This window comes from Nonomuraea sp. NPDC050547 (genome assembly GCF_044457345.1).
Lineage (GTDB): Bacteria > Actinomycetota > Actinomycetes > Streptosporangiales > Streptosporangiaceae > Nonomuraea.
In genome coordinates this window covers 185,673-203,983 of record NZ_JBITGW010000006.1, presented here as the reverse complement: position 1 = coordinate 203,983, position 18,311 = coordinate 185,673, and the positions used below count along the sequence as shown (strand labels likewise).

Annotated in this window: 24 protein-coding genes; 5 read left to right on the top strand and 19 right to left on the bottom strand. The window is 69.2% G+C overall.

From position 1 onward, the window contains the following. Window positions 1-69 precede the first annotated feature (69 nt). On the bottom strand, window positions 70-309 hold the full coding sequence (locus ACIBHY_RS17260) for a GntR family transcriptional regulator (RefSeq protein ID WP_397100597.1): 240 nt from the start codon (window positions 307-309) through the stop codon (window positions 70-72). Between the two features lie 271 nt (window positions 310-580). Here ACIBHY_RS17260 and ACIBHY_RS17255 point away from each other — a divergent pair, with 271 nt between their 5' ends. The 3 genes from ACIBHY_RS17255 (at window position 581) to ACIBHY_RS17245 (ending at window position 4,100) form a co-directional block, all read left to right on the top strand. Beyond that, window positions 581-1,675 (top strand): hypothetical protein, encoded by a 1,095-nt coding sequence (locus ACIBHY_RS17255; RefSeq protein ID WP_397307159.1) that lies wholly within the window; start codon window positions 581-583, stop codon window positions 1,673-1,675. Further along, on the top strand, window positions 1,672-3,729 hold the full coding sequence (locus ACIBHY_RS17250) for a hypothetical protein (protein ID WP_397307158.1): 2,058 nt from the start codon (window positions 1,672-1,674) through the stop codon (window positions 3,727-3,729). The genes ACIBHY_RS17255 and ACIBHY_RS17250 overlap by 4 nt, the downstream gene beginning before the upstream one ends. Before the next feature lie 167 nt (window positions 3,730-3,896). Continuing rightward, a complete protein-coding gene (locus ACIBHY_RS17245) occupies window positions 3,897-4,100 on the top strand; it encodes a hypothetical protein (RefSeq protein WP_397307157.1) in 204 nt (67 codons plus the stop codon). A gap of 180 nt (window positions 4,101-4,280) precedes the next feature. Here ACIBHY_RS17245 and ACIBHY_RS17240 read toward each other — a convergent pair whose 3' ends face one another. The 7 genes from ACIBHY_RS17240 to ACIBHY_RS17210 all read right to left on the bottom strand — a co-directional run bounded on the left by ACIBHY_RS17240 (window position 4,281) and on the right by ACIBHY_RS17210 (window position 6,981). Then, a complete protein-coding gene (locus ACIBHY_RS17240; protein ID WP_397307156.1) occupies window positions 4,281-4,598 on the bottom strand; it encodes a hypothetical protein in 318 nt (105 codons plus the stop codon). A 14-nt stretch (window positions 4,599-4,612) separates the two neighbouring features. Then, window positions 4,613-4,864: a hypothetical protein gene (locus ACIBHY_RS17235; RefSeq protein ID WP_397307155.1), complete on the bottom strand. Its 252-nt coding sequence runs from the start codon at window positions 4,862-4,864 to the stop codon at window positions 4,613-4,615. Then, window positions 4,861-5,022 carry a hypothetical protein gene (locus ACIBHY_RS17230; RefSeq protein WP_397307154.1) on the bottom strand — a complete coding sequence of 54 codons (162 nt, stop codon included), beginning with the start codon at window positions 5,020-5,022 and terminating at the stop codon, window positions 4,861-4,863. Before ACIBHY_RS17230 ends, ACIBHY_RS17235 begins: the two co-directional genes overlap by 4 nt. A 56-nt stretch (window positions 5,023-5,078) precedes the next feature. Further along, window positions 5,079-5,918: a helix-turn-helix domain-containing protein gene (locus ACIBHY_RS17225; RefSeq protein WP_397307153.1), complete on the bottom strand. Its 840-nt coding sequence runs from the start codon at window positions 5,916-5,918 to the stop codon at window positions 5,079-5,081. A gap of 14 nt (window positions 5,919-5,932) precedes the next feature. Beyond that, window positions 5,933-6,466, bottom strand: a complete 534-nt coding sequence (locus tag ACIBHY_RS17220) for a DUF6879 family protein (protein ID WP_397307152.1) — start codon at window positions 6,464-6,466, stop codon at window positions 5,933-5,935. Further along, window positions 6,463-6,669, bottom strand: coding sequence for a hypothetical protein (locus ACIBHY_RS17215; RefSeq protein ID WP_397307151.1), 207 nt, complete (start codon window positions 6,667-6,669; stop codon window positions 6,463-6,465). The genes ACIBHY_RS17220 and ACIBHY_RS17215 overlap by 4 nt, the downstream gene beginning before the upstream one ends. 102 nt (window positions 6,670-6,771) lie before the next feature. Further along, the gene (locus ACIBHY_RS17210) at window positions 6,772-6,981 is read right to left on the bottom strand and encodes a hypothetical protein (protein WP_397307150.1); all 210 of its coding nucleotides are present in this window, start codon (window positions 6,979-6,981) and stop codon (window positions 6,772-6,774) included. A 143-nt stretch (window positions 6,982-7,124) separates the two neighbouring features. Here ACIBHY_RS17210 and ACIBHY_RS17205 point away from each other — a divergent pair, with 143 nt between their 5' ends. Both ACIBHY_RS17205 and ACIBHY_RS17200 read left to right on the top strand, forming a co-directional pair. After that, the gene (locus ACIBHY_RS17205; protein WP_397307149.1) at window positions 7,125-7,808 is read left to right on the top strand and encodes a DUF4352 domain-containing protein; all 684 of its coding nucleotides are present in this window, start codon (window positions 7,125-7,127) and stop codon (window positions 7,806-7,808) included. Next, window positions 7,805-8,239: a hypothetical protein gene (locus tag ACIBHY_RS17200; protein ID WP_397307148.1), complete on the top strand. Its 435-nt coding sequence runs from the start codon at window positions 7,805-7,807 to the stop codon at window positions 8,237-8,239. The genes ACIBHY_RS17205 and ACIBHY_RS17200 overlap by 4 nt, the downstream gene beginning before the upstream one ends. A gap of 74 nt (window positions 8,240-8,313) precedes the next feature. On the opposite strand, the gene ACIBHY_RS17195 is transcribed toward ACIBHY_RS17200, so the two are convergent. The 11 genes from ACIBHY_RS17195 to ACIBHY_RS17145 all read right to left on the bottom strand — a co-directional run bounded on the left by ACIBHY_RS17195 (window position 8,314) and on the right by ACIBHY_RS17145 (window position 18,192). Beyond that, on the bottom strand, window positions 8,314-8,592 hold the full coding sequence (locus ACIBHY_RS17195; RefSeq protein WP_397307147.1) for a hypothetical protein: 279 nt from the start codon (window positions 8,590-8,592) through the stop codon (window positions 8,314-8,316). Window positions 8,593-8,660: 68 nt separating this feature from the next. After that, window positions 8,661-9,041: a hypothetical protein gene (locus ACIBHY_RS17190; RefSeq protein WP_397307146.1), complete on the bottom strand. Its 381-nt coding sequence runs from the start codon at window positions 9,039-9,041 to the stop codon at window positions 8,661-8,663. After that, window positions 9,038-9,766 carry an N-acetylmuramoyl-L-alanine amidase gene (locus ACIBHY_RS17185; RefSeq protein WP_397307145.1) on the bottom strand — a complete coding sequence of 243 codons (729 nt, stop codon included), beginning with the start codon at window positions 9,764-9,766 and terminating at the stop codon, window positions 9,038-9,040. The genes ACIBHY_RS17190 and ACIBHY_RS17185 overlap by 4 nt, the downstream gene beginning before the upstream one ends. Window positions 9,767-9,768: 2 nt before the next feature. Next, window positions 9,769-10,038 carry a hypothetical protein gene (locus ACIBHY_RS17180; RefSeq protein ID WP_397307144.1) on the bottom strand — a complete coding sequence of 90 codons (270 nt, stop codon included), beginning with the start codon at window positions 10,036-10,038 and terminating at the stop codon, window positions 9,769-9,771. A gap of 11 nt (window positions 10,039-10,049) precedes the next feature. Then, window positions 10,050-10,325: a hypothetical protein gene (locus ACIBHY_RS17175; protein WP_397307143.1), complete on the bottom strand. Its 276-nt coding sequence runs from the start codon at window positions 10,323-10,325 to the stop codon at window positions 10,050-10,052. A gap of 1 nt (window position 10,326) precedes the next feature. After that, the gene (locus ACIBHY_RS17170; protein ID WP_397307142.1) at window positions 10,327-12,147 is read right to left on the bottom strand and encodes a hypothetical protein; all 1,821 of its coding nucleotides are present in this window, start codon (window positions 12,145-12,147) and stop codon (window positions 10,327-10,329) included. An 11-nt stretch (window positions 12,148-12,158) separates the two neighbouring features. Further along, window positions 12,159-14,015 carry a hypothetical protein gene (locus tag ACIBHY_RS17165; RefSeq protein ID WP_397307141.1) on the bottom strand — a complete coding sequence of 619 codons (1,857 nt, stop codon included), beginning with the start codon at window positions 14,013-14,015 and terminating at the stop codon, window positions 12,159-12,161. Between the two features lie 57 nt (window positions 14,016-14,072). Beyond that, window positions 14,073-14,513 carry a hypothetical protein gene (locus ACIBHY_RS17160; protein ID WP_397307140.1) on the bottom strand — a complete coding sequence of 147 codons (441 nt, stop codon included), beginning with the start codon at window positions 14,511-14,513 and terminating at the stop codon, window positions 14,073-14,075. A gap of 1 nt (window position 14,514) precedes the next feature. Continuing rightward, on the bottom strand, window positions 14,515-15,057 hold the full coding sequence (locus tag ACIBHY_RS17155) for a hypothetical protein (protein WP_397307139.1): 543 nt from the start codon (window positions 15,055-15,057) through the stop codon (window positions 14,515-14,517). Then, entirely contained in the window at window positions 15,054-15,314 is a 261-nt protein-coding gene (locus ACIBHY_RS17150; protein ID WP_397307138.1) for a hypothetical protein, read from the bottom strand. The genes ACIBHY_RS17155 and ACIBHY_RS17150 overlap by 4 nt, the downstream gene beginning before the upstream one ends. Before the next feature lie 13 nt (window positions 15,315-15,327). Next, window positions 15,328-18,192, bottom strand: a complete 2,865-nt coding sequence (locus ACIBHY_RS17145; protein WP_397307137.1) for a hypothetical protein — start codon at window positions 18,190-18,192, stop codon at window positions 15,328-15,330. Window positions 18,193-18,311 lie beyond the last annotated feature (119 nt).

Genomic DNA, 18,311 nt, shown 5'->3' with positions numbered 1-18,311 from the left:
CATGAGCGACGCACGATCATGAAACGCCCCGTTGCCCTAACTGGTGACGGGGCGTAGTCAGCGGCAAGATCAGTCGTCGTCCGGCTCGGGACCGACGAAGCTCCCGAGATTCGGCCTGGTGTACACCAGCCGCCGCTCGCGCAGGCCGGCCATCGCCTTCCGCGCGGTCACCTTGGCGACCGCGAACTCTTCGATAAGGGCCCGCTCGGTGATCAGATAGCCACGACCGTACTCGCCGGTGTCGATCCGCTTCGCGATCACCCGCACGATTTGCTCCCAGCGCGGGAGATCAGCCCGCCAATCGATCATGAACCGCAGCGTAGGGGCACGCCCGACCGCATCCGTACGCAAGAGTACGCACGCGGGGGGATAGGTACCTATAGACCGGGGTGACCTGCGTCATCTACCGTGGAAGACCCCTGGTCGCCGCCTGCGATTAGCCCTCGCCGCGGCGACCAGGGCTCCAGCTCGACAACTCCATAACGAAGAAGGCCCCCACCTGGCGCCAACCAGGTGGGGGTTCTTCCAGCTCAGACGCCAACTAGACCTTGGAGTCCGAACCATGGCACACGATATTGCCATGCCCCCAGCGGCACCAGCCCCGAGCCTCTACGACAAGCGGGCCGAGCGCACTTACGCCGCCGGCCTCGCCGCACAACAGCAGGCCGCCGCAGAAGCCGTCCGCGCCGACGCCGCCATCCGGCTCCGCAGGGCAGAGCGCCAGCAGATGCACGAGGACGCCGTCGAGCGAGAGCGAATCCGGCTTGCCCGTGCTCAGCGGTGGAGGGCCCGCCGCCGCGCAGCCGCCCAGACCGTGCGCGGCTCCGCGGTACGGTTCGCCCCCGCCTTCGCGGGTGGCATCGCGATGGGCGCCCCCATCCTGCTCGCCTGGTCGGGCCAGCTCGCGTTCGGCGCCGAGGTGATGCTGCTCGGCCCGCTCGCCATCATGGTGCCCATCGCCCTGGAGGGTGCGGTCTGGTACGTCGCCCTCCTCGAACACCGCGCCGGCCGGGCCGGGCTGCCCACCGGTATCTACCGCGCGTGGGCCTGGATCCTCGCCGCGGTCGCCGCCAGCATGAACTTCTGGCACGGCGCCACCAGCGCGGGCGGCGCGCAGCGCGGCGCGGTGCTCGCCCTCGCGTCCCTGCTCGGCGTCGGCCTCTGGCAGCTCACCATCTGCCTACGCGCTGGCCGTCAGCGGCGTCGCACCCTCGCCCAGGCGCGCACCTCGTGGGCCCGCCGGATCCGCTACCCGCGCATCTCCTGGACGGCCTGGTCCATCCGGACCGCGCTCGGCCCCGACTGCACGCCTGAGGCGGCGTGGGCGGCGGCGTGGGAGCGCTGGCACCCGGCGGCCGTCGCACCGGAGCGGCCGGTTACGGTCGTGCGGCGCGCATGGACGTACACCGCGGGAGCGGACCGTACAGAACCCGCGGTGGCGCCCGTACGCCGGGCGTACGTCTTCCGCACGGTCCCCGTACCCGCTGGCCAGGGACCCGCCGAACGCGAGCCATTCGTCCGTACGCTGACGGACGAGATCCTGGCCGCGGCCGACCGTGGGGAGAAGTGGGGGCCCGACTACGACGCCCTCATCGCGCGCGCCCGCCGGTCGAAGAGCTGGGTAGAGAAGCGCGTACGGGAAGCCCGTACAGCCGTCTTCCCCGCAGCGTCGTGACCGCGGAACCCTCGGCCGACGTGGTGGACCTTCGCGAGTACGACGCGGAGGTCGTCACCGAGCCCAACGAGATCGTCACCGACCAGCCCGTCGACCTCCCCGACGACGAGGACGAGGATGAGCCCGCCAGCGTCTACGCCACCATCACCGGACGCAGCTTGGACCGGCGCCGGCCGATCCTGCCCGTGTGGGTCCGCTCGCGCCGCGACTTCGAGGCCGCGGCACGCTGGTGGGCCGGGCGTATCGCCTACACCAGCGCCTACCACGCCGTCCGCTCCCCGAAGTACGCGGCCAAGACGCTGTGGTGGGCGCCGCGCGGTCTCTGGCTCGCCGTCCGCGGCTCCTGGCGGTGGGTCTCGGACGCTGAGCAGAAGCCGCTGCGCAAGGAGATGCTCGCGCAGAAGAACGTGGAGGACTACCTCAAGTTAGAGAAGGTCCGCGCCGAGCACGTCCGTGCTCGGCTGCCCGTGACCCTGGGCGGCGCGGCGGCGGTCATCGGCGCGGGCGCCGCCGCGGTGCTCGCGCTGCCGTCGCCCTGGCTCCAGCTTCTCGGGGGCGGGACCACGGCCGCGCTTGGCCTGATCGGCAGACCGGCTGATCGGCCGATCGTCGGCCCGGCCGTAGTCACCTCGCGGTTCCGGCGGTTGACCGCCGTGATGGTGCGGGACGCGCTGTGCTCGATCGGCATCTCCGGACTCAAGGACCCAACGGCGATCACGTTCCCGGTCGAGATTCACCGCGACGGCCCCGGCCAGCTCGCCCGCGTCAACCTCCCGAGGGGGGTGGAGGCGGTCAAGGTGTGCGAGGCACGCCGCGCCCTCTCCAGCGCGCTGCGGCTGCCCCAGGACCAGGTATGGCCCAGCGTCGGCCCCGACCACGAGGGCCAACTGGACCTGTGGGTGGGCTACCTGCCCGCCTCGAAGATGCGTCAGCCGAAGTGGTCGTTGACCGCCGACAACGCGCGCACCAGCGTGTTCGGGCCCGCGGACTTCGGCTCGGACCAGCGGCAGCGGCCGGTCGCCACCGAACTGTTCCAGCGGAACTGGCTGATCGGCGGCGTCCCCGGCAGCGGCAAGAGCTACTTCGCCCGCGCCCTGGCGCTCGCCGCCGCGCTCGATCCCACCGTCGAGTTCAAGATTGCCGAGTTCAAGGGCACCGCGGACTTCGGAGACTTCGACGAGCACGGCCTCTGCTCGGAGTACTACTGCGGTGTCGACGACGAAGCGCTCGACGGCGGCGCCCGGATCATCGCCTGGGGGCTGGCCGAGGCCGAGCGGCGCGGCAAGCGCATCCGCAAGTTCCGCGCTCAGGGCCTGGCCCCCGAGGGCAAGGTCACATCGGAGCTGGCTGCCGCCGGCGTCGGCCTGCACCCCGTGGTGATCCTCATCGACGAGGCGCACGAGCTGCTCGTCAACCCCGAGGTCGCCGCCGCGGCGGAACGGCTCATCAAGCGCGGCCGGGCGCTCGGTCTGATCGTGATCCTGGCGACGCAGATCCCCGACAAGAAGTCGGTGCCGCCGAACATCACCAGGTGCGTCACCATGCGGGCCTGCCTGGCCGTGCAGGACCACATCGCCAACGACATGATCCTCGGCACCGGCGCCTACCGGGCCGGCATCTCCGCCACGTCCTACCGGCCGGGCCTGGACGCCGGGTGGGCGATGGTGACCGGGCTGGCCGCGCCCACTGCGGTCCGCTCCCAGTTCCCCACCCAGCAGGAAGCTGCGAAGATCCTCGCCCGCGCCGCGTACCTGCGCGGCGGTCAGATTATCGGCAGCGACGGCGCCGAAGCCCTCCGCCTCGATGTGCTCGTCGACGTCGTGCGGGTGTGGCCGGCCGGGCGTCCCGGAGTGCAGTGGCAGCGCCTGGCCGAACTTCTCGCCGTACAGCTCCCGGAGCTGTACGAGGGGGTCACCGCGGAGTCCATCTCGGCGCTGTTGCGCGGCCTCGACGTCCCGTCCGAGGACATCAAGGTCGACGGCAAGGTGCTGAAGGGCTGCAAGCTCGCCGAGATTGAGGCGCTGCTGGACAGACGGGAGATCACCCGTGGGTAGCGGCGTCCGCTCACCCTCGACGCCCTCTCACCGGGCCTCCAGGCGGGTTCCGGCATGCCGCCGCTACCCGCGACCTTCCACTATTTGCGCACGTCAGCTAGGTAGCGCCGCTGGTAGCGGCACCGCTACCTCCCGATCATGCCGCTACCCCTGAACGGAGCATCCCTGTGGAGATCCTGATGATCCTCGCGCTCATCGCCGCGGCGTTCGTCGTGGTGGCCGTGAGCAGCGCACGCCACCCGCTGACCAAGTGCCGCCGCTGCCACGGCCGAGGCATACTGCGCTCGTTCCTGCTGCCGTGGCGGTACCGGCCGTGCCCGAGCTGTAGCCGGTCCGGCGAAATCCGCGCCCGCTTCGGCGGCATGCGCTGAGAGTGGGCCCCGTCTCCTGTGGCCCTCCTGAGCGGAGGGGAGACGGGGCCCTGTGCCCCACACCCGCATGGCCCTCCAGCCAGCGGTGTGAGGCGACCCGGCCGCACGGCGAGTACGTGGGAAGCCGGGGGTTGATCACCCGCCCCGTGCGGCTGGTGGCCAGCGCAGGGGGCGGGCTGTCTAGGGGGTGTCGTCGTAGCGCAGTACGGCCAGCACGGTCACGTCGATGTCGTCTATCTGGGCCGTGGCGGCTATGCGCGTCAGCCCGGGTTCGAGAGCGCAGGGGTTGAGCTGGTCGAGCCCCAGCATCTCGGCTGCTGCGACCGCCACCTGCTGGGCGTCGGCGCCGGGAAGGAATGCCTCGACCCGGCCGACGAGCCGTCCAGGGCCGACTTCCCACAGCACGCGCGGGGACAGATCGGGGTGCTCGGTGAAGAGCTTTCCGAGGAGGCGGTAGGCGTTGTCCCGCCAGGTCGCGCGGTCGGCGTCAGTGATCAAGGGGAGCATGCTGGTCACATCTCCCCCCAGGCGGGCGTGTGCTCGCGCACGCCGCCCCGGCACAGCCTTTGCTGCTGCGTGTCCAGCAGGCGTATCCCGTACCCGTCCCGGTAGGTGTCGAGGAAGGCCTGGCATACGGTGCAGAAGTTGCGCTTCGGCCCGCGGTAGCCGTTAGGCCGGATCTCCAGCTCGTACAACTCCATCAGGTACTGCCGGCGGTTGAAGGCCGTGTCGCCGGTCAGCTTCTCGGGCCAGAAGTTCGTCATGCCGCCCGCCTCCACAGGTAGGCCAGCCGCAGGATCGCTGCCTTGATGTGCGCCTGCTCTTCGTTGACAGCGGTCGCCTGGTCGCCGGAGGTCTTGTGCTGGAGGTGGATGACGCCATCGGCGTCCTGGACGTGGCAGTTGGGGATGCGGAGGGCCATGTCTCCGAATGTCCAACGCAGCAGGTCACACGCTCAACGAGGTTTCTCGAAGTTTCTTAAAGATCTTCACTGGCCTTGGCGATCATCTCCTCCGCCCGGCGACCGTAACCGGCCAACCGGACCAGCCCCTTGAAGTGCCGCTCGTACAGCGCGATCTCGTGCGGCTGTGTCAGGCTGATCCCCGCCGTCACCGTCTCCGTCATCACCACCCGCGCATCGAAGATCCAATAGCCAGCGTGCGGGCCCAACTCGTAATCGGCCTCCCGAGGCACCACGCCGACCCTCAGTCGCGGCAGAGCGGCCATCTCGGCCAGCAGGTGACCCAACTGCTCACGCATCACCCCAGCGCCCCCCACACGCGTATACAGGGCCTGCTCGGCGAGCACCACGTGGAAGTGCCGAGTCCCCATGCGCAGGATCGACTGCCGACCGATGCGAGCCGCGACCGCGGCATCCAGGTCGTCAGCCGGCACCTCGTAGAACGCCATCGACCGGGCCATGATGGCGCGGGCATACGCCCGGGTCTGGACGAACCCCGGGATGTGGAACGGCTCCCAGATCCGCCACCGCGTCGTCGACAGGTCCTCAGTACTCAAGGCCCGCTGCACCCGGCGCTGGCCAGCACGCATCTGGCGGCGCCACTCCACATACTGCTGCTCGATCGCCCGCGCGGTCGCGATCAACTCCGGGATCTGATCCTCGGCGCCGCAGATCCGGCACCAGACGCGAATGTCCTCCGCGCTCGGCGCCTGCCACCCGCCCTCCAACTTCGACACCCGTGGAGGACGCCATCCGGCCCGCGTGGCCAGCTCCCGCCCGGTGAGCTCCGCATCGCGGCGGATCTCACGTAGCCGGGAGCCGAGGGCCTCGCGGGCCGGGTCAGTGGGCGCGGGCACGAGCGCAGCAGGGGTCAGACAGGCTGCATGTACTCGGAGCGCACATACTCGGCGTGCGGGATGGCCCGGTCCCAGACGAGATCACGTGCGACACGGTAGCGGCTGATCAGGCCGGGATCCGTCTCGGACGCGAACGCACCCTTGCGTCCGTCACCGGGGAACACGCTGAGGACGAGCTGGTCGTCGTCGAACAGCCAGCAGTCCTCGACCGGGAAGTCCACGTCCACGGCGAGGTGGCGCGGTAGATAGCGGATATCCTCGCCCGCCGCGACGTTGTCGCCGGCGATCGCCAGCAACCAGCGGGTGTAGGTGGAGTGCGGTACGGTCACCACGCGCACGCGCTGGATGACGCATCCGGCGTCCGTCCGCTCGCGCAGGAAGCCCTGCCACGGTCGGCGCCACGCGTGATCGTCGTACTCGCCCGCCTGCCACTTCCGCAGCGGTTCCGCCTCGGAGTCGACGTGGTAGGCGTCCTTGAGCTCCAGGTGGAAGGCGCGTACGCCTGGCTGGAAGTGCTCGCGGAAGGCGTCGCCGCTGATCAGGTTCACCCGTCGCCCTTCGGCAGGTGGTTCATGAGCACTGTCGGGACCCTGAGCACGAGCTCGCCGGCAGGGACGGTGCCGATCGCGGCCAGGCTGTCCGAGTCGGTGACCTCCCAGCCCTGGAGGACGTACTCGTCGCGCTCGTCGTCGAGCCACAGGGTCGGCGAGTTGCCGCCGTCCGTTTCCTTGCCGAGGAAGTGCAGGGCCATCAGATCTCCCTTGAGAGTTTCTCGGAGTTTCCCGACTAGCGGATCGTCTCCGGATGCATCCTGGTCGTCAAGGAGAGAAGAGTGTGGCCGCGGCCGTCCGCACTACGCGTCCGGGTGCCCGCTCAGGCGCTGGACGAGGGTGCGGGCGCGGGCCACCTCCGCGGCCAGGGCATCGAGGGCGCGTTCGGCCTCAGCGAGGTCGGGTGCGAGGGCGTCGCCCTTGGCGATCCAGATCTGTTCGTTGATGGCCTCGGCCGCGTGCCTCACGGGGTGGAGCACGGAGACGAGGGCGACGCGGTCGAGCTCGTTCATGCAGGTCACCCTACACCGCGACTCGAAACTCTGTTCGGGTGAATGTCCACATCTGGCCATGCCGGTCACGTATACAACGCCAACCACATACGTGTCTGGAGCGTCCCAACGCTCACCCCTCGCGCGTCCTCAGGAGGCTCACCATGTCCCAGCCGTACGGGCAGCAGCCCACCCACGCCAGCCCGCAACAGGGGTACCCGCCACACAACGGATACGGCGGCCCGCCACCCCCACCGCGCCGCAAGAAGAGCAGCGCCCCTATCGTGCTGATCGTCCTCGCCGTGGTCGCCCTCGTCCTGTTCGGCGGCTGCGCCGTGCTCGTCGCCGCAGTCGGCGGCAGCGATCAGAAGCCGACGATCGCCAGCCAGGAGAACGCCGGCGCCGGTGAGCAGGCGAGTGCGAAGCCGCCGAAGAAGGAGAAGCCGAAGCCTGAGACCGCGGGCATCGGCGACGTGGTGAAGGACGGCAAGTTCTCGTTCAAGGTCACCCGACTGGAAAGGCGCGGCCAGGTCGGCGGCGAGTTCTTGAACAAGGACGCGCAGGGAGTGTTCCTGCTCGTGCACGTCACGGTGAAGAACGTCAGCGACGAGGCCCAGGCCTTCAGCGGTTCTGCGCAGAAGCTCTTCGACGGCAAGGGCGCGGAGTATGAGGCCAGCTCGGAGGCAGCCATCTACCTCCAGGACTCCAAGTCCCTGTACGAGAAGATCAACCCCGGCAACTCGGTGAAGGGCGTGGTGCTCTTCGACATTCCGAAGACCGTCAAGCCCGCGTCGATCGAGCTGCACGACTCGATGTTCTCCGGTGGGATCAAGGTGAGGCTGTCATGACAAACATCTGGTACGAGCGCGATCTCCCAGTACTTCAGGCGATCGTGTTGCTCAAGGACGAGAGCCCAGGGCAGCCGATCTCCCGTGAGCGCGTCGTCGAAGCAACCGCGATGGATCCTGACACGGTACGGCGCGCGCTCTACTCGCTGATGGACGAGCCCTACCTGGAGACAGACGGCTCGCTCAACGACAATCATGAGTACGTCAAGAAGGTGCTGGGCAACGGAAAGCGTGCGGCCGAGTTCTGGCCCACACCTGACAACGTCGCCGAACTACTCCGTGACGCGCTCCTGCAGGCGGCGGACCGGGAGCCAGACGAAGAGAAGCGGGGCAAGCTACGAGCCCTAGGCGCCTGGCTCGGCGAGGGAGGCCGTGACACGGTGAGCGGCGCCTTCGGCAGCATGCTCGGAACCTTGCTCGGCGGCGGATAGGCATCCCCAATGTTGAAGAAAGCCCCCGCCCCTTCCCGAAGGAAGGAGCGGGGGCGATCGCGTTTCTGGGGACGTCAGGGGCGTTCGACCCAGCCCTGGACAACGAGCTGCCGGCCGCGGTCGTCGCGCGGGTCGGCGACCGGGGTCACCTTGCGCTGCGACGTGAACCAGGCCCAGGCGAACAGGGCCGCGTCGAAGAGCTGCTCGACGCCGGTCTCGGTGAGTTCCCACTCGGGCGGGATCCAGCCGAGTGCGATGCCGAGTCGGGCGAGACCCATGAGGACCAGGGCGAGCGCGCCGCGCACGAGCAGCGGGTAGCGGACGGCGAATGGGGCCTTGGGGGCAGGATGCATGGCCTTCTCCTCCTTGGAGACGACGAAGCCCCGGCCAGCAGGCTCGGGGCAAGGGCGACCGAGAACGGTCAGGAGGTGGGGGTTGGCGACGGCGACGGCGTGACCTTGACGCAGTTGAACCGCGGTGTGCCGGCCGCGTTCGCCCCGTTGGGCTTGCAGGTGGCGGTGGTGCCGTCAAAGGTCAGCTCGAACCCTTTCAGCGGCTTCACCAGCGCGTCCACGCCGGACCTGGAGTAGAAGGTCACCTTCCTCTCCGTGGACTTGCACGAGCCGGACACCGACTTCGTGAGCGCGTTCCGCTCCAGAACCCTGAGGTATCCGGTGGCCTTGGAGATGCAGCCGCCGTACGACTTGGCGGGCTCGGTCCAGGCCGTCGCGGCGACCGCGCCGGCGCCTCCGCCGGCGAGCACCAGCGCGCTGGCGGCGAGGATGGCGAGGGTCTTCTTCACGGGTGCTCCTTGGGTAGGGCAGCCCAGCACGCGGCGGTCCAGTGCAGGCCGGTGCCGAGCTTGTGACGGGACTTGAACTGCTCGACGAGGGCCATCAGGTCCGGGTCCTCGGCCGTGTAGAGCTGGCTGGTCTGGTCGGCGGCGCCCAGGGCGCGCCGGATGGTGACGACGTGCTCGGAGCTATCGCCGGGGCGCAGCTCGGGCAGCTTGGCCGGTGGCCGGGCGGCGAGCAGGTGGGCGACGTCGGTGCGGAAGGCGTTCATGTTGATCGAGTGGGGGTCGGGCTTGCCGCGGTTGACCTCGCGATGCGCCCGTACGCGCGAGGCCGGGAGTTCGTACTCGCGGCAGAGTTCGGCGCACAGCGCCTTGTAGGCGTCCAGTTGGCGCTCGGGCCAGGGTTCGCGGCCGTTGTTCTCCGCCTCGATCCCGAGGCTGCTGGAGTTGTCGTGGTGCGGCGAGGTAGAAGGGGCGTTGTGCCAGCAGCGGCCCGCGGCCACGACGAAGATGGTGCCGTCCCGTCGGAGCCAGAACTGCGACAGCGGCCCGTCCAGGCCCGGCCGGCCGTCACGGACCACGTGCAGATCGTCGCGTCCGGCGGTGTGGTGGCAGACGATCCCCTCCACGCTCGGCTGCGGCCCGTGGCCGCGGCTCTTCCAGCCGGGGCACTCGACGACGGGGTAGCCGGTACGGCGGGCGACGGTGGCGAGCCGGGTGAGCCACGGCATGGTCAGCCTCCTCGGGTGAGGGCGATGAGGGTGAGCACGAGCGAGGCGAGCGCAATGAGGGCGGCCAGCGAGGGGAGTGGCCAGCGCCCGCGCTCCAGCACTCGGATGCGGCCCTCGTGGTCGTTCATGTCCTTGGCGAGCTCGCCGTGGGCCTGGGCGACCTGCTCGACCTTGCCGTCGATCTTGTCGAGCTTGCGGTCGGTCTGCAGGAGCTGGTCGTAGATCTCCCGCGCTCCGATCTGGACGGGGCCGAGGGGGTCGGGCTGCGTCACGAGGGCTCCGTTCAGGTGTCGATGATGTTGCCGCCGCGCAGGCTGATCAGCAGTTCCTTCAGGTCAAAGAAGAGGGCGGCGATGCCGGTGGACTGTGCCTGCGCGTAGGCCTGCGTGTAGGTGGCGGGTGCGTCACTCAGATCGAAGTCCGTCTGCGACACCGCGGCGCCCCTCGGGAAGTCGATGGTCAGGCCGGGCCGCACCCGCTGGGCGGCTTCCAGCTTCTGCAGGCGCCGCTCCATGTCGCGCAGGATGCGTTCCAGGTCGGCCCCGTACTGGTCAGTCACGTCACGGCACCTCCACACTCTCAAGGGTCAAGGTGACCTCTTCGCGGCCGCGGCCCTTGCCGGTGGGCCGCACTTCGATGCCGATGATGCGCTCGGAGATGTCCAACCCGGCGCCGCCGTCTTCGCGCTCATGCCACACGTCCGTGATGAGGAGGCGGGCGTAGTCGCCGAGCGAGTTCATGGTGAGGGTCGATTTGCGGGAGGGCAGGACGGTGACGGTGCGCACCCAGAGGGCTCCGCCCGCGACGGTGGCGTAGTAGGTGGCGAGTGTGTCGAGCTCGTCTTGGTCGAGTGACTGGGTGGGGTGGTCGACGAGGTGGTCGATCCGCGCCCAGCCGGCCGCCCGGTGCGGGGTGGTGACCAGCTCGGACATGAGCGGCACCGCGGTCTCTTGGGCCTCCACCTGCGGTGTGCCGCCGCGGACCTGCCAGTCCGTACCGCCGCGCAACGCGTCCATGTCGAGGCCGTAGGAGTCGATGTCACCACCGTGCGGCGACGTGGAGAACACGTGCTGGATGCTGGTGCTGATCTTGGGCGCTCCCCACACCCACGTCGAAACGACGTCGCCGGACTCGTCGACGGTCTCGGCCAGGAAGTACTCGAAGCCGTTCCCGGTACGGCTGAACTCCTGCACCACCCGGCCGTACGACGTGGCGTCGGCCGCTTTAATCAGCAGCGGCCGAACCTCGCCGGTGCCGCCAGTCTGGAAGACGATGCCGAGATCCCCGCCGAGCTTGGTGAGCCCGTGAGCCAGCACAAACCTTGCGTTGTCGATCTGCTCGTCATCGGAGCCGTCGAGCGTCTCGGTGACGCGCAACGAGAACCAGACCGCGTCCAAGGTGCTGGCGCGCAGCTCGATCGCGATCTTCCCGTCAGTGCCGCGTGAGAGGCGGGCGCCGGTCAGCCAGTACCGGCCGCGCAGCTCGCCGTCCCGCCACACGCGGATCTGGACCCGGCCGGGGCCGGTCGTCAGATCGCTCTTGAGTTTGGGGATGATCCGCCGTAGGGCGGCGGCCACCCTCGTGTTCGGGATGGGGAGCGAGCAGGAGAAGCGGCCGGGTTCGCGGATGCGCTTGGAGTAGACGGGGTCGCGCGGGTAGATGTCGTCGATGTATTCGCCGGTGAGCAGGTCGTGGGCGGTGTAGCGGTAGAGGGCCCGGCCCTTGACCGCGTAAGCGGGCACCGGCGGCGGCTCCGGGGTGTAGTCGCCCGGGGCGACGATGAGCGTCCACGCCTCCCACGCGGCGACGACCGCCAATCCGGGGTCGATGTGGCGGACCGGCAGGGCGGCGCTGGAGAGCGACGTGCGCGCGCCCAGGAACACCGAGGTGCTCGCCCCGTCGTGGGCCTGCGCCTCGACCGTCATGCCCTCGTCGGCGAACGTGATGGGCACGATCGGGTTGCCGCCCACGCAGTAGCGCACCTCGACGCCCGCAGCCACCCCCGGCGAGGCGGCCGGGCACGGGACCCCGGCCTCGGGGGCAAGGCCTCCGGAGTCGACGACGGCCAGGATGCCGGACAGGGTGGCGCCGCGCAGGTGCAGCAGCCCGACGAGGCCACGGTCACCGTCCCCCAGCTCGACGCTGTAGCTGCTCGGGTTGTCCGGGCCGGCGACGGATCCGTAGAGGCGGGTGCCCTCGAACTCGGCCTGCTGCGTCCACGGGGCGCCGCCGGTGATGTCGATGTCGGCCAGGTCGCCGTTGGTGGTGACGAAGGCGTACAGGGTGTCGCCGGCCATCACCCCGCTGGGGGCGTCGACGAGATCGAACGGCCCCGTGATGGGGGTGACGGTCGCGGCGCGCGGCGTGGCGGTTCCCGGCACGATCCACCCCCTCAGCTGATGGCGTGGCGCCAGAAAGTCTCCATACCGGCGCTGCCGCCGGTGTCCGCCGTGTAGAGCAGCTCGTTGGCGCCGGGGTCGAAGACGAAGTCCTGGATGGACGTGCTGCCGTCGACGAGGTCGTTGAGATGGTTCACGTCGCCGATCGAGGCAGTGCCCTCTTTCACGTCGATCACCAGGGTTTGGCCGGAGCCGATGACGGTGTCGAAGGCGATCACCCGGTCGTTGGTCAGGTTCTCGACCTGGACGCCGGTGGCTGGGCCGGGGAAGCGCAGCTCTCCTGGTGTCGCGTCGTTGCCGTCGTTGAGGATGCTGGTCTGCACGTCCTTGGCGATGGTGAGCGAGGAGCGGACCGGGTCATACCGGCGGGGGTCGCTCGCGGTCCATTGGAGGCCGCCGTGCATCAGGCCGAGCCGTGCTCGGCGGTCGATCGGGCCGGGCTTGCGGTCGGAGAGGAAGGCGCGGACGAGCCGGGGTTGGATGTCGTCGAAGTCCCAGATGACCAGCCAGCCCTCGTCTGAGGTTTGGGCCGGCCCGGTGGCCATGATCAGATCGTGCACGACCTGGCCGATCTGGTCGCGCGGGGCCTTGATCAGCATGCCCCAGTTGATGACGCGCTCCCCGCTGTACGGCTGGCCCGGGTAGGAGCCCGAGGAGTCGGGCCGGTCCACGTTGCCGGAGATGAACGGTGCGCTGTCGATCCAGCCTTCGAGCCGCTGCCAGGAGTACGGGGTGAGCGACCCGAGGAGGGTCCCGTTCCATTCGATCTGGCCAGGCCTCGTGATCGCGTCACCTGGCAGGACCGGCACGGTCGCCATGATCGCGGGTACGGCGGCGGCCACCGCGACCGGGGACAAGGTGACGTGCGCGTCCGCCTGGATGGTCGGCGCGTACAACTGGAGGACGGCGGCGATGGTGGCCAGGGTCGCGTCCGAGCTTGCCGCCAGCTGCGGTGCCGGAACGTCTGCGGCCGCGGCGATGGTGGTGGGTTCGACGACCTCGGTGTTCTCGGTCGTGACGCTGGGGTCGGGCACGCCGACCGTGGCGGGGACGGTGTCCGGGTGCAGGTTCGACCCGGCCGACACGGCGGCGGCGGGCACCGTCGTGGTGACCGCCGTGGTGGCTGGCACCGGGGAGGCGGACACCGTGGCGACAACGCCCGGCACCGTGGCGGCGGTCGCGACCGTGGTGGTTTCGATGCTGGCGTCTGTGGATGCGGGTTTGATCTCCAGTGCCGCCCACGTCCAGTCGGCATCGTCGGTCCCGGTCGCGTCCGCACTGAACGACACCGCCGAGCCGCTGGTGGGGGTGTTGGCGGACTTGCGGATCGCGATGCCGAAAAAGTCGCCGAACGCGTGGGTGGCGGTGAACGGGAAACCGGTGTCGCCGCCGGCCACGGTCACCGCGCCGAGGCTGTTGTCCTCGACGGCGACGAAGAACCCGCGCGAGTTCGCGGCCGAGCTGGTGTAGCCGGTGACGTTGAGCGTGTTCGTCGTGGAGGCGTTGTTGCCGGTGTTGCCGATCGGGCTCGCATGCTGACCGGTGACGGCATCGACCTTGATGGCGCCCGCCACGACGCCGAACGACTCGGTGATGGTCAGGGTGACGGTCATCGCGCCGGAGCCGGTGACCGGCGCTGTCCAGATCTCCACCCACGGCCCGTCGGCGCTCCGCTGGACACGCCGGGTCCAGGTGAGGCCGCCGCCGGACACGGCGGGAGCGTTCCCCGACAGGGCGGCCACCATCGCCACCAGCAACCCGCCGGCCGGGCGGGTGAAACTCGCGGTGGTCACCGTGGTGTTGCTGTCGTCGGCCACCGCCGGTGACGCGCCGTCGATCGCGATCGCCACGTGTACCCACCTCCTCGTCTACGGGTGAGTGGGCAAGTGGGCGGGTGGGCGCGCTGGCTACGGCGGGGTGAGGTCGAAGGTGACGAGTCCGTTGGAGTGCGGCGTGACGAGGAGTGTTCCGTCGGCCGTGTTGTAGGCGGTGACGAGGTCGACGCCGAACATGAGTGGGTCGCCGCTGACCGCATCCGCGTAGTGGTCGATGAACCTGACGCCACTGAGGGTGCTGCCGGTCCACTGGTAGGCGTTCGAGCTGAACTTGCTGACTCCGGCGCCGGGACGGGTGAACGCGGTGCCGGTGAAGACCACACCGCCCGGCGTATAGCCGGTGCCGCTGATCTCGTTGGTTGTGCCGTAGGCGGTGTTGGCGTTGAAGTCGGCCGCCCCGGCGCGGGTGGCGTTGTAGAGCGCCGCCTTGTGATCCTCGGCATCCCAGACGAGTCCGAGCGCGGTCGCGTCGAGGATGTCCTCGAACGTCGGCAGGTACACACCGGATGCCATGTCAGCCGTCCTTCCTGGCAGTGGCGCGGGCGCGCGACGTCACGGTGATGCTGGGCACGGTCACGTCCGCGCTGTCCGGCGGGAGATCCGGCGGGACCGGATCACCGACCACGACCCCGCCGAGCGCCTCCAGCTCGCGCCGGAGCGGTACGGCGAGCGCAGTCAGCTCGTCGAGCTCGGCGTGCGCGGCGGCGAGCGTGAGCTCGACCTCGGCGCGGGCCTGCGGATCCTCCTGAGCGTCGTTCTTGCCGGTCTTGACCAACATCGGCGCGGCGAGGATCTCCTCCAGGCGCGGAATCGTGCGGGTCTGGAGTTTGTCGATCTCGGCCTCGCGCCGCAGCCACGTCCGCGTCTCCTCCAGCCGCGTGGCGGCCTCCACCTTGGCCTGCTTCGCCTCCCGGATGGCGTCCGGGTCGCCGCTCTCAACGGCCGACCAGTACGCCTCCTTCGCCTGGTAGAGGGCTTCCTCGATGGGCTCCAGCGCGTCTTCCAGGGCGCGGACCGCCTGGCGCTGCCGTTGCCCGTGGCGCACGATGCGCTTCATCTGTACTCCTTGCTGATCGTGACGCCCGTCCACGGGTTGATGCTGAGGTGGGGCAGGACGACGCGCGCGTCCTGCCCCGTCCAGCGCATGCGCACGTGGTTGCCGTGCTGATCCTTAATGACCTTGATCCAGTGGCCGGTGACGATGTCCCGGTACTCCCGCACCACCGGCCGAATCTGGTGCGACCAGCCGCGCGGCCGGGCCGCCACGGACCGGAGCCGCCGTAGGTCGGATTCGGTGTATCCCTGCACGCTCATGCTGACCTCCGAGTCAGACCAGGCCGGACGCGAGCACGTTGAAGCCCACGTTCCGGCCGATCTTGTCGATATCCGGCTCCTCGCGGACCACGCTGTTGGACATGTCGACGTTCACCGTCACCCCGGACGCGGGCGGCGGACCCTGCGGTACTCCGTCCAGCCCGGTCGAGGCCGACCCGCCGACCCGGCCGCCCGCCGTCGCGACGGACGCGTCCACGGGCCCGCCAGGCTGCATACCGGCCACCATCCGGCCGAGCGAACCCGCGGCCTGGTTGGCGATCTGGTTGGCGACGCCGGTGATGGCGGTGAGCGCCATGGGTCCGCCGGTGGTGATGCCGAGGGCGAGGCCGGCCATGGTGTCGAGGCCGACGTCGGCCATCACCTGACTGGGACTCTTGATCTTGAGCTCGCGCTTGATCGCCGACACGAGAGCTTTTACGATCTTCGTCATCTGCGCGTCGAGCTTCGCCAGGCTGTCCTCAAGGCCCTTCAGATAGCCCTGACCTGCCTTTTTGCCCACGTCGTACAGCGCGTCCGCGCCGCTCTTCCCGAGCTGCTTCGACATGTTGTCGATCTGCTTCTGGGCCTTGTTGATCGCCTTGATCTCGCTGCCGTCAGCCCCGACCAGCATCTCCGCGAGGCTCCCGCCGCCCTCGACACCCGCGTCGATGATCTGCTTCAACGTGGTCTTGTTCAGACCCCGCTCGGCCAGGCGCTTGATGTCATTGGCGAAGTCCTTGATCTGCTGGGCCCTCGATTTCAACGCGCCCGAGAAGTCGCCGCTGTTGAGCTCCTCCTCCGACAGGCCCGTGATGCTGGCCCACTCCTTCGCATCGCCAGCGACCTGCTTGGCGTACTCCTTCGCCTCCGCCAGCCGCTTCACCAACGCCTCGCGCTGATCGGCCAGCTTGGCCAGCGAGTCGTTCCCCTTGGTCACGAACGCGAGCAGGTGGTCCTTTGTCTCCGGCATCGACGCGAAGGCGGCCTTGATCTGATCGACCATCCGCTTGACGGTGTCGACGGCCCGGCCTTCTTCCGAGGTCAGGCCCTGAATCAAGCCCTCTACAGTCCAGCGGCCGATCTCTGCGAAGACCCGGCTCGGGGAGCTGATGCCGAGGAGGTTCTTGGCCCCGTCGACGGCGGACTTGACCACGCCCTTGGCCGCATCCACAGCCTGTGACGCCGTCGCCTTGATGCCGTTGACCAGGCCATTGATGAGATCACGGCCCGCTTGGACGAGCAGAGCGCCCATGTTGCCGAGTCCGGCCTTGATCTGGCCGGGGATCGACTTGACGTAGGTGATCGCAAGCTTGACCGCGTCGGAGATGGTCTTGGTGACCTTGGACCAGCTGAGGTTGGTGATGCCGGTGACGTACTCCCAGGCGGCCAGCATCTGATTGCCAATGGACTTGACTGCACCGACGAGGATGGATTCGACGATCTTCCAGAGGCCGTCCCAGATCTTCTCCAGGCCTTTGGCCATGCGGTCCCAGTCGCCGGTGAAGAGGCCGATGGCGGCTTCGAGGATGCCGCCGATGGTCTGCCAGAGGCCGTTCCAGATGCCGAGGAAGGTGTCGACGAGGTTGGCGAGCTGGTCGAGGATGTCGTCGCCGAACTCGTCCCACAGCAGGGAGATGAGTTCGATGGCGGAGGAGATCGCGTCGGAGGCGGTCTTCCACCCGGATTCGAGGGACGCGCCCCATTCCGAGATCTTGGACTGGTTGTCGCCGATCCACTGCTGGACGGTGGCGAAGACGTCGCCGAAGAACGCCTTGACCTGGGCGACGATCTCGCCCACGCGGGCGGCCCACGCGCCCAGGGTGGTGCCGGAGTCGTTCCATGCGGCCTTGAATTCCTCGATCTTGACGAGTCCCCAGGCGATGAAGTTGAAGAAGCCGTTGACCGCTCCGCCCAGCGTGGTGAGGAAGAACTCGGCGACGGGCATGCCCTTCTCGACGATGCCGGGCAGCTTGTCGATCAGGTTGTCGATGACGTCGATGGCGACATCGAAGGCCTTCGTGATCAGGGGTGCGCTCTTGCGGAAGACCTCGGCGAGCATGTCGCCGAGCGGGAGGATCTTGCCCTGGAGCCGCTCCAGCCCGTCGAGGATCGGGCCGCGCAGCGGGGCGGCGGCCTTCTGGAAGACCTCCAGCGCCGACTTTCCCAGGTCAGTGAGCTCCTTCTTGACCTCCTTGTTGGCGGCCAGGAAAGCGCCCAACCCCACCACGCCGAGGGCGAGCGCGCCACCGATCGCGGCCACGGCCGCCGCTGTGGCCAGCGCCGCCACCCCAAGCCCGACGACTGCGACGGTGGCGAACTTGGAGACGCCGAGCACGCCGGCGACTCCTGCCTGGGCGACGTCGAGGGCGCCCCCCAGGGCGTTCGTGATGCGGGAGCCGTTGCGCTCGGCCCCGTCGCCAAGCCCGTCGAACAAGGTGGTGCCCTGGGAGACGAACCGTCCTCGCGCGTCACGCAGGCGGCCGTCAGCGCCGCGCACGAACGCCTCGGCCGCCCGTTCCCCAGCAACGCCCGCGACGTCCTCGGCCACGACCAGCGCGTCGCCGAGCTCATCCGTGAGCGCCATGCCCGTTCGCCGGCCGCCCTTGCGCGCAGCCTTCTCGGTGTCCTTGAGGGCATCCTCGACGCCGTCGACGAGCTGGGCGAGATCAGCCAGGGCCTCGTCCGGGTCCATGCCGTCGCCGATAGAGTCGGCCACCCGGGCGAACGCTGATGCGACCCGGGACTCTATCGAGCCGCTGGTGGAGCTGACCGCGGTGTCGAGCCGGTGGAACCTTCGCTCGACGCTGTCGACGCCGCGGTGGAACGGCTTGTCCTCCAGGTCGATGTAGCCGACAAGCTCGCCCACGGTCATGCTCACGAGAGGTCACCGCCTCTCGCGTTCACAGGGTGCTGAGGTAGGAGTTGGCCTGTTCGCCGCGAAGCTCCAGCGGCTCGTTGGCGGTGACGAGCCGATAGATGGAGTCCTTGGACAGGCCG

Bases quoted from the DNA above. Each gene is read 5' to 3' on its own strand.
- ACIBHY_RS17260 (WP_397100597.1), bottom strand. From the start codon at position 309: ATGATCGATTGGCGGGCTGATCTCCCGCGCTGGGAGCAAATCGTGCGG.
- ACIBHY_RS17160 (WP_397307140.1), bottom strand. From the start codon at position 14,513: ATGGCATCCGGTGTGTACCTGCCGACGTTCGAGGACATCCTCGACGCG.
- ACIBHY_RS17235 (WP_397307155.1), bottom strand. From the start codon at position 4,864: ATGACGAACTTCTGGCCCGAGAAGCTGACCGGCGACACGGCCTTCAAC.
- ACIBHY_RS17210 (WP_397307150.1), bottom strand. From the start codon at position 6,981: ATGAACGAGCTCGACCGCGTCGCCCTCGTCTCCGTGCTCCACCCCGTG.
- ACIBHY_RS17155 (WP_397307139.1), bottom strand. From the start codon at position 15,057: ATGAAGCGCATCGTGCGCCACGGGCAACGGCAGCGCCAGGCGGTCCGC.
- ACIBHY_RS17150 (WP_397307138.1), bottom strand. From the start codon at position 15,314: ATGAGCGTGCAGGGATACACCGAATCCGACCTACGGCGGCTCCGGTCC.
- ACIBHY_RS17200 (WP_397307148.1), top strand. From the start codon at position 7,805: ATGACAAACATCTGGTACGAGCGCGATCTCCCAGTACTTCAGGCGATC.
- ACIBHY_RS17230 (WP_397307154.1), bottom strand. From the start codon at position 5,022: ATGGCCCTCCGCATCCCCAACTGCCACGTCCAGGACGCCGATGGCGTC.
- ACIBHY_RS17185 (WP_397307145.1), bottom strand. From the start codon at position 9,766: ATGCCGTGGCTCACCCGGCTCGCCACCGTCGCCCGCCGTACCGGCTAC.
- ACIBHY_RS17215 (WP_397307151.1), bottom strand. From the start codon at position 6,669: ATGGCCCTGCACTTCCTCGGCAAGGAAACGGACGGCGGCAACTCGCCG.
- ACIBHY_RS17195 (WP_397307147.1), bottom strand. From the start codon at position 8,592: ATGCATCCTGCCCCCAAGGCCCCATTCGCCGTCCGCTACCCGCTGCTC.
- ACIBHY_RS17205 (WP_397307149.1), top strand. From the start codon at position 7,125: ATGTCCCAGCCGTACGGGCAGCAGCCCACCCACGCCAGCCCGCAACAG.
- ACIBHY_RS17255 (WP_397307159.1), top strand. From the start codon at position 581: ATGCCCCCAGCGGCACCAGCCCCGAGCCTCTACGACAAGCGGGCCGAG.